Origin of the sequence: Leptospira alexanderi serovar Manhao 3 str. L 60, from assembly GCF_000243815.2 — a bacterium.
Lineage (GTDB): Bacteria > Spirochaetota > Leptospiria > Leptospirales > Leptospiraceae > Leptospira > Leptospira alexanderi.
In genome coordinates, this window is sequence record NZ_AHMT02000016.1 from 37,501 (window position 1) to 45,000 (window position 7,500).

Below are 7,500 nucleotides of genomic sequence, written 5' to 3' on the forward strand. Positions count from 1 at the left end.
TCGGACGTATAAAAATGGTACCAAGAATTAACGAGCGATTTTTGCAGAGATATAGAAGTCCTCACAAAATTGCGCCGAATCCAGAATTGTTGGCTTTTTTAAAGAAGATCTAACATTCTAACTTTTGAAACAAACTTATTACAGTATTCTTTTTATGCGTCCGAGTAGTAAAGTGATTCGTATTCAAAGAAGCGCATACGTATTCGCTTCAATACGCGCATTTTTTAATATACGTATTTATTTCCTCGTTATAATTATAAAAACGATTTTAATCCAAATTTGGTTTGTATTCCGCTGGAAAGAAAAGAAGAAACAATAAAAGGAAAATTCCTTTGGGGATTTTTTTTCGTTTCTATATAAGAATTCAAACGCGCCCTATCTCGCGACCCAAACGGGAGCGAGATTTGAGTTCATCAGAGAGCGATCAATCCATCGAACGATTCATAAAGAATGAGATGCTTGAGTTACTCCACCGGCCTTCTTGACTCCGTCGAATCAAGAATATCACATTCGGAACTGTCTTACGTCCAAGAATCATACTAATCTAACGTAAGTTCGATATAACAAAATGCGAAAGCGATTATATGTTTCGACCCGTAGGGAGAAACATTGAGTTAAATTCCGAAGGAATTGGAGCATTATGTTGCGATCGTAGACAGCAACATTGAGTTAAAGCGCGGTCGCGAGCTATTTTATCTATGAAATTCGCGAGCTGCGACGACGACCCGCAGAGCGACCTAAACACCGACCCATAGGAAGGTGTTTGCTGAGTTCAGGGAGTCGTTGCACTTTAGTTTCTTATTCGCCCAAACTTTCTCCACGAGCTCACGTTAATCTATTGACGTTCGAAGAAACTCAGGCATCTCACTCCCTACGGGTCATTGAATTTTTCAGAATTCATTTTTCAATCCAATCATTTTGCAGAATAAAAAGCCATTCAAACTCCTTTCGACTCAATTCGCCTTATATTTTAATATAATAAATTTCCTATAGAATCTATTTGTTTTTTAGAATTATGAATTGACTTTTTCGAAAATACACTCAAAATTCTCCCACTCTTAAGGAGAAAACGCAAATGTTTCGAATCATTTCAAAACTGTTTTTAGTTCTTATGGTGTTCGGTTTTATTTCAACCGCATACGCGCAGACTAGCAGCCCAACAACCAATACTCCCTCCTCTATCAGCGGCAAGTATAAAGTTGCCGGAACCAATCCGAACGGCTCGGCTTATAGTGGAAGCGTTACGGTCACAGAATCGAACGGAGAATACCTCTTTACCTGGAACGTCGCCGGAAAGACTTTTACCGGAACCGGAACATTAGAAGGATCCAAGTTAACCGTAAATTGGGGAGAATCGGAATCCGTTATTTACGAAGTGAAAAACGGCGGTAAACTTTTAGAAGGAACTTGGGCAAATGGAAGTGCAACCGAAACCTTAAGAAAATAAGAATATACGAATGTATTTGGTTGTGGAACGATCGGGACTCCCGATTGGTTCTACAACGATTTCAAATTCATTCGTCCTTTCAAAAACCTTCCCTTACTTCCGAGATTCTAATTTCTCACTCATTCCTTGATAGATTTTTTGCCAAAAACCTGGTTTCGATAATATTTTATCCTTACTGCTCTGAAGAGTATTATCGTAAAATTTTCCGGTATAGAATTTAAAATCTTGTGAGAAATCCCACAATCCATTCGGTAAATTTGCAATAAAATACAGGAGTTCCCACAGATTAAGGTTTTGGAGCAAGTTTTTAATAAGAATCAAGAACATCTATCGAATTGGAAAATCAGCCTTATTATACAGATCACTTTGTCCTCATTCTAAACCAAAGGAACATAAAATTCGATGCCCAATGATTTTTTATCGTACGAAAGTTTATCGAAACCATTACTAATCTCTACATAAAGGAGTACCCAATTTTAGCACAAATCTCCGTTTAGACACAGAATTTCGGACTTCTTTATGTAGGGATCAGTAAAGATAAATTCCCATTAAAATCGAAATAGGCTTTGTAGATTGTTTCTAGAATGGAATTTTAGATTGACCCACTTACCTATCGATAGGTAAGTGGGTTGATGGGATCTGGGGAAAGTACAAAGGAAAAAATCGTTACCATTGCCAAGGATTATTTTCAAAGTGTCGGTTTCCGATCATTCAGTTTCCAAGATATAGCCAACGATTTAGGAATTAAAAAGGCGAGTATCCACTATTATTACCCTTCCAAAGAGGAATTGGGTCTTGAAATACTGGAAGCATACGATAAGGACTTCAAAAAATATATAGAAAACATAAAAGAAAGATCGCCCCGCGTTAGACTGTTTGGGCTTTTTAAACTTTATGTGAGTTACGCCGGTGAAAATGGAAATATTTGTCCGTTCGGTGTCGTGGGCACAGAATACCATGTCCTTTCTCAAACGATCCGAGACAAAACCTTGATTCTTCAAGATCAACATCGCGATTTTTTAATACAAACTTTGTACGACGGGGTAGAGGACGGGTCCTTTGCACTTACACTCAGTGTTCGTGATACAGCTGATTTATTCATCTCCGCAATCCAAGGGGCAATGCAAATTTCAAGAATCCGAAAGGATAAGGAATATTTTCCAAAAATGATTCAAAGTCTTAAATCGATGATACAAACGAAGGAGCATAAAAATGCAGGTTTCTGAATCCACTACAAAAGCATGGGAAGTGATGAACAACTTGTCCGATAAAATGGCCAAAGAGTATAATCTCAGTCTAGAGCTTCCACCGAAATCCTTTAAGGAAATGAAGGCCGAATTCGTAGAATTCGAAGGAGCAAAAAGGATTGTAGTTCGGTTTCCTTACGATGATCGTTTTGCAAATCCGATGGGAATTTTTCAAGGAGGAATGCTTTGCACCGCGTTAGATAATACTTTCGGACCTCTTTCTTATCTTGCCGCTAAAAAACCCTGCGTTACCACAGATTTATCTACACAGTTTTTTAGAACTTTCTTTCCAAAGGACGAATACATTTTGATCGAAGCGAAAGTAATTTCTAAATCGCTCGCTATGCTAACTATGCAGGCAGAAGTCAGAAACCCGAAAAACAAACTCATTGCAATCGCTACTTCGAGTGTTTTGATTTTACAAGAATCCATGCTCAAAAGAATGACAAACAAACAGGAACAGGAAGAATAAATCTTTATCAAACGGGATTCATCGATGATTCCATTGCGGTCAGTTGCAATCGACTTGTCCGCAGTTTTCCCGTTCTTCTTCGGTTTCCAGAGTAACATGCGCGATTTTTAAACCTTTCAGAATTTCCCTTGCCTTATACTTGATAATTCTCTGGCGATCGGAAGAGAGACCGTTTTTTAAAACGAGATGCGCAGTCAGGGCGTTTTCCGTAGTACTCAAAGACCAAATGTGAATATGATGAATATTTAATACGCCTTCTATGGATTTAAGCTCGCTTTCCACGATTTCCGATTGAATCGTATCCGGAGTGGAATCTAAACTCAATCGGAGACTTTGCCTAAAAAGCGGAATATTTCCGTACAGAATCACGAGTCCCACTAAAAGACCAACTACCGGGTCGATCCACAAAAATCCAAGCCACTGAATCAACAAACCGGAAACAATCACCCCCAAAGATACCAATCCATCCGCGAGAAGATGCAGATATGCGCCCTTCATATTCACATCCTCGTCTTTGCTTTTGCGAAATAAGAAGGACGAGGAGAAATTTACTAAAACCCCCACAAAAGCCACGACAGCGATCATTCCTCCGGGAACAGAAGTTGGTCTGGACAATTTTTCAATCGATTCGTAAATGATAAAACCTACGGTACCGAAAATTAGAATAGAATTAAGAAGACTGACTAAGATCGAAGATTTTTTCCAACCGTAAGTAAACCCCGGAGAAGGTCCCCTTTCTTGAAGTTTAATCGCAATCCAGGCGAGAAGCAAAGAACTCACATCCATCAAATTATGACCCGCATCCGAAAGCAAAGCAAGCGATCCGGACCAAAGGCCGATTCCCGCCTCGATACCCGCATACACGAGATTGAAAAATATCGCTATTACAAGACTTTTACCCACGCTTCCAGGATGATAGTCGTGGGGATCGTGAGAATGATTATGATTATGCGAGTGACGATGGTGATGCCCCATGAGTCCTTCCGGTGTTTAAAATGATATCTTTCTCAAAATAGCGGAGCCATAAACCTGTAAACAGAAAAATACGCTCCTTACTGAAAATCGGTCCTTTTAAAAGAAAAATTCCCCGTTTTACGAATCGAGGACGAATCTCTCTTTATTAGACTTTTCTAAAATAATATGGAGTTACAAAATGATTCGATCCGAACGGCTTTTCAACGTTTTAAAGAATGGCGTATTTTTTCAAGATTTTCAATCGATTTTGCCGACCTGTTTTACGTTCTATCTTTGATAAATATATTTTCGAGTCTCAAGCACAAAATTTGCGTTATTCCTTGCTTCAAACTTATTTCAAAAAATGACGAGAAAGCCACCAGAAAGAGAAACAATTGTTGCAATTGTTGTTAAAAAAAGCATTCATTGTCGATCTATGTCTTGGAAGAAATTAGCCCAATACTTGCTTATTCTCCTGCTACCGTTATGTCACAGCGTGAATGCGTATCAGGAGGACGGACATTTTTATACCGTTCAAACCGTTTTAAATAACTTTCAAACTTCTTCCCCACTAACCAAAGACGAAATCGCTCTTATCGCTTTTTGTACTCAGCTTCCGGACGAGGTCCCCGAATTGGATGCGATTTCGGTATATCAAAAACTGGCGTTTAAATATCCTTTCGATTACATGCTTTGGGTTCTTAACAGCCAAGGTTCACCGAAGGTTCTGGGGAGAATGGCCGAGATACAACAGCTGTTACACGGTTTAACCGGTGGAAACAGCGAACACCTTCGTAATGTAGCCGTCACAACCTTGGATCGACTGCGTACAAAGCTTATTTCCAAAAAGGAAAGACTTCCCGAAAGATTATGTGCGTTAGGTTTCGCTTTTCATTTGTTGGGAGATTCATTCGCACATCGTAAATTGTTAAATCCTAAAAAAATGTATCCTACGGGAAGAGGACACGCTTCCGATATGACCTTACCCGATCACCCGGTTTACAACGATGATCGTGTTGTCGAGTGGGAAAATTATGCGAAGAATATTCCGAATTTATTTCGTTCCGATCTGAAAGAAGTCGTAATCAAGGAAGATTTTAGAAAGGCAAGAGAACTTACCGGAAATAACTATCCCTGGCATTGTATTTTCGGAACAAAATGCGAGGACAGACTCAGAAAAATTTTATTACATCGATTGAGAGAGTCCGACTCTTTTCCAAAATACAATCCCTTACAAAAGGAACGTTATCCCGCCTCCAATTGCCAAGAATACGTTCAAAGGGTAGTCGAACAAAAGGACATTCCGTACATTCCGGATTGTGGTAAGTCTTGGAAAATTTACAAACAAGTTTCCCTGGGCGTTTGGAAAGACCTCGGTTATTTTCAAGACAAAAAATCCCGTAAACAAATCGAACTCTACGACGGAGACGACTTATGGCAGAATCCTTAAGAGAAGAACACCCTCGGAAAAAAAGAAAAAGAAAAGTTAAGAAGAAATCGATTTGGGGAGAAATCCTTATCGTATTTGCAGGTCTTCCGATTTTGATTGCTTGGATTTTCTTTCGCACATTCGTATGTTGGGGTAATTTGAGTTATACCAGAGAAGTTTTTTGCACCATTTCCGGAGGAATCAATCCTCTTCTTTTGATTTTAACCTTGATTCTGATCATATTGACTTTCGTGGACCTTCATAAATTAGGCGACGAACTTGAGGAACTGCCTAAATGGTCTTCGAAACGAATTTATAAGGGATTTCGATCCTTGGAAAAATGGGATAAATTCCATTTCTTGTTCTCGTTCATTTCTTTTTTGGGAGCCCTACTCATCGGCATCTATCTTTTAAATCGTTTTGAATTTAATTTATTTTAATATACAAATATACTCTTTGGGGTTGTAATGAAAAAATACGAAGCGGTTGTGATTGGTACCGGATTCGGCGGTGCCGTAAACAGTTGTAGATTAAGCAAAAAATGGCCGGGCCGGGTTTTGATTTTGGAACGTGGAAAACGCTATCCCAAAGGTTCCTTTCCCCGTTCTCCTCACGATATGTCTAAAAATTTTTGGAACGTTCCCGAAGAAGACAGTTCCAAAGCTCGTCCAAAAAAACTTTCCAAATTGAATCAAACGGGTTTATTCGACATTCGAAATTACAAAAACATGGACGTCGTTATTTCTGCAGGACTCGGCGGTGGGTCTTTGATTTACGCCAATGTTTTCCTAGAACCGCCAGATCATATCTTCGACGAACGTTGGCCTGCGAACGTGAAAAAGAGAAGCTTAACTTCATATTATAAAATTGTAAAAGAGATTTTGGGCTCCAGGCCAATTCCGACGGACAACGATCCTCGAAGAAAAATCGTTCGAACCGAACTCTATCAAAGATTTGCAAAATCCGTCGGCAGAGAATCCAAACTTGCGGATATCAACGTATTTTTCGGAAACGATTTCAAGAAACCCACACCGATAGGACTTCAGGAAAAAAATCGTTACGGAGCCGTCCAAACTTCCTGCACATATTGTGCGGAATGCGATATCGGATGTAATACACATTCCAAAAACACTTTGGATCTAAATTACCTTTTTGCGGCGGAAAACAAATACAAGGCTGATGTGAGAACCGAACATCTAGTTCAAAAGATCGTTCCTCTCGGACCGGACGGAAACGATAATTCTTCTTATCACGGTGAAAACGGTTATCGAATTTATTTTAGAGATCTTTCCGCGCATACCAAAGATTTGATTTCCGTAGTCACAAAACGAGTCGTAGTTTCCGCAGGGACGTTAGGAAGTACCGAACTTCTTTTAAGATGTAAGGAGGAATTCAAAACTCTTCCCGATATATCGGATCACCTAGGAAAACAATTCTCCGGCAACGGCGACTTTTTATCCTTTGCCATCAAAGGGAAAGAACCCGCAAACCCGAACTACGGCCCGGTAATTACACAATATACGGACTATAACTTGTTCAAAAGTTACGATCCTAAAAAGGCTTTTATTCTTCAGGACGCGAGTTATCCCGTTTTTGCTTCTTATTTTGCCGCGGCGTCCGTTCCCTGGTTTTTAAGAATCGGATTTTTCTTTCATATGCTCGGGGAACTTTTCAAAAGATTTTTAAACGGCAAAATTTTCGGAAAAATTGGTTATCTGATAAGCGAATTAATGAAAGGCGACCTTTCTTACACTTCCGCGGTATTATTGTGTATGGGAATCGACCGCGCAGATGGCGAAATGGTTTTGGATCGTAAAAAAAGTTTTCAGATTCAATGGCCTCAAAAGAACAGTATGTCGCTTTATGAAGCGATTCTCGGCGTGATGAAAGCCTTTGCTTCGTTTATCAAAACAGATTTTTATTTTCCGCTCCCGACCTGGTCTTGGCCGAT

7 protein-coding genes (1 of these 7 only partly in view) are annotated in these 7,500 nt (G+C 39.6%); 6 read left to right on the forward strand and 1 reads right to left on the reverse strand.

The window, feature by feature from the left end; translation table 11 throughout:
• Positions 1–1,075: 1,075 nt before the first annotated feature.
• The 3 genes from lfb1 (at position 1,076) to LEP1GSC062_RS05130 (ending at position 3,166) form a co-directional block, all read left to right on the forward strand.
• Positions 1,076–1,447 (forward strand): LIC10280 family protein, encoded by a 372-nt coding sequence (gene lfb1, locus LEP1GSC062_RS05115; RefSeq protein WP_020983604.1) that lies wholly within the window; start codon positions 1,076–1,078, stop codon positions 1,445–1,447.
• Between the two features lie 632 nt (positions 1,448–2,079).
• The gene (locus tag LEP1GSC062_RS05125; RefSeq protein WP_010577175.1) at positions 2,080–2,673 is read left to right on the forward strand and encodes a TetR/AcrR family transcriptional regulator; all 594 of its coding nucleotides are present in this window, start codon (positions 2,080–2,082) and stop codon (positions 2,671–2,673) included.
• Positions 2,660–3,166: a PaaI family thioesterase gene (locus tag LEP1GSC062_RS05130; protein WP_020983644.1), complete on the forward strand. Its 507-nt coding sequence runs from the start codon at positions 2,660–2,662 to the stop codon at positions 3,164–3,166. Before LEP1GSC062_RS05125 ends, LEP1GSC062_RS05130 begins: the two co-directional genes overlap by 14 nt.
• A gap of 39 nt (positions 3,167–3,205) precedes the next feature.
• Here the strand turns inward: LEP1GSC062_RS05130 and LEP1GSC062_RS05135 are convergent, their stop codons facing one another.
• A complete protein-coding gene (locus LEP1GSC062_RS05135) occupies positions 3,206–4,141 on the reverse strand; it encodes a cation diffusion facilitator family transporter (protein WP_010577176.1) in 936 nt (311 codons plus the stop codon).
• Positions 4,142–4,616: 475 nt separating this feature from the next.
• On the opposite strand from LEP1GSC062_RS05135, the gene LEP1GSC062_RS05140 reads away from it, so the two are divergent.
• The 3 genes in view from LEP1GSC062_RS05140 to LEP1GSC062_RS05150 are tightly spaced (at most 27 nt apart) and all read left to right on the forward strand, a layout consistent with a single transcriptional unit that may run on beyond the window.
• Positions 4,617–5,570, forward strand: coding sequence for a hypothetical protein (locus tag LEP1GSC062_RS05140; protein WP_020983629.1), 954 nt, complete (start codon positions 4,617–4,619; stop codon positions 5,568–5,570).
• Positions 5,555–5,989, forward strand: coding sequence for a hypothetical protein (locus LEP1GSC062_RS05145; protein ID WP_010577178.1), 435 nt, complete (start codon positions 5,555–5,557; stop codon positions 5,987–5,989). The genes LEP1GSC062_RS05140 and LEP1GSC062_RS05145 overlap by 16 nt, the downstream gene beginning before the upstream one ends.
• A gap of 27 nt (positions 5,990–6,016) precedes the next feature.
• Positions 6,017–7,500: the 5' portion of a GMC oxidoreductase gene (locus LEP1GSC062_RS05150; RefSeq protein ID WP_020983657.1), read on the forward strand. It continues 241 nt past the right edge of the window; only the first 1,484 of its 1,725 coding nucleotides appear in the window; its start codon is at positions 6,017–6,019; its stop codon lies beyond the right edge, outside the window.